The sequence below is a fragment of the Bacteroides sp. LFL-34 genome, from assembly GCF_027257075.1.
Lineage (GTDB): Bacteria > Bacteroidota > Bacteroidia > Bacteroidales > Bacteroidaceae > Bacteroides > Bacteroides ovatus.
In genome coordinates this window covers 1-1,324 of sequence record NZ_JAPQKZ010000132.1, presented here as the reverse complement: position 1 = coordinate 1,324, position 1,324 = coordinate 1, and the positions used below count along the sequence as shown (strand labels likewise).

The window sequence follows — 1,324 nt, the reverse complement described above, 5'->3', positions numbered from 1 at the left end:
ATCACTAGTGTCCACTAAAAATTTTTTGGTCACTAGTCGGTTAAAAATTAAATAAATTCGATTCACTTGAATCATTTAGCTCTTTGATATTTTTGAAATTCGATTTGTCGAACAAATCTCTAAGATGAGTTTTATCGGTTAGCGAGATGCCGAGTATTTGCAAGGTTTCGTAGATGCTTCGCTCTAATTTCATATCGTGTTGTACTATCGCCACAAGGCAGTAAGTAATTATGGCACAATATATTTGTATGCGTACAGCATTCTCCGAAGTTCCCCAAAACCTCTTTATCTTAAGGTGTTGTTTAATCCATTTGAAAAACAGCTCCACACTCCATCTATTTCGGTATAACCGAGAAATCAGCTCAGCCGAAGCGTCAAGATTGTTCGTCAGGAAAATGTATCGTGTGCCACTTTCGGGGTCTTCAACAATGAGCTTTCTAAGTTCATCGGGGTAATCCTTGGAACTTTTATAAACCGTAAAACATCCGATGACATCAGAAATGACACCTTCAGGCAATCTTCGCTTCCACGTTTTGGGCTTGATGCGTACATTGGTTTTGGCTCGTACAACGAAGAAAGCACCTATGCGGTCTATCGTATACAAGTTGCCAAAATCGTTGTAACCACGGTCAAATATATAATGCGCACCACGTTCATAAGGAATCACAGACATCGCTTTTGTATCGTGAATATTAGCAGGAGTAATATGCACAAATGCAGGAACTTCCGCTTCCACATCGTAGAGCGTATGCATCTTGATTCCGCCTTTATGCTTGCGGAATTTAGCCCACTCGAACACTGACAGACAAAGGTCAATCGTGGTGGAATCAAAAGCATAGACATGACCGTCAAGCTCAAAGATTCTTTCGATTCTACGCTTGCGCGCTTCGGCTATCATGAAGGTTGCATATTCCTGGAAGATGCGATAGTCACGTTGCTCGTTAGCCTTGCTAAGATTGCTTCGTGTTACGGACTTGCCGATTCCCAGATGATAGAGTTTTCCGGTGTGAGCCTCCAGTGACACGATGAGGTCTCTTAAACTCTCACGGTTGGAAAGTTGACCGAACATCATCGTAAGCAACTGATTCCAACAGGTATAGCTTTTAATGTATTTGTTGCCTTCATACTTCTTGACGATACGCAAGAACTTGAACTCATCAAGAAATGTGACTAATTGAGAAAAAACATATTTGTCTTTATTCATAACAGTCTGATTCAGACTGCAAAAGTAATTTCAAATCGTTGCGCACCAAATACCATTACAACAAACTGAATTTCAACAATTTCAAAGAACGACTATGATTTTTTAGTGGACACTAATGAT

General features: G+C 40.1%; 1 protein-coding gene. It reads right to left on the bottom strand.

Annotated elements, in window-relative coordinates:
* Positions 1-40: 40 nt before the first annotated feature.
* Positions 41-1,204 (bottom strand): IS4 family transposase, encoded by a 1,164-nt coding sequence (locus tag N5O98_RS27195; RefSeq protein WP_008666211.1) that lies wholly within the window; start codon positions 1,202-1,204, stop codon positions 41-43.
* Between the last annotated feature and the right edge of the window lie 120 nt (positions 1,205-1,324).

Coding starts and splice junctions, on each gene's coding strand:
- N5O98_RS27195 (WP_008666211.1), bottom strand. CDS start 1,204: ATGAATAAAGACAAATATGTTTTTTCTCAATTAGTCACATTTCTTGAT.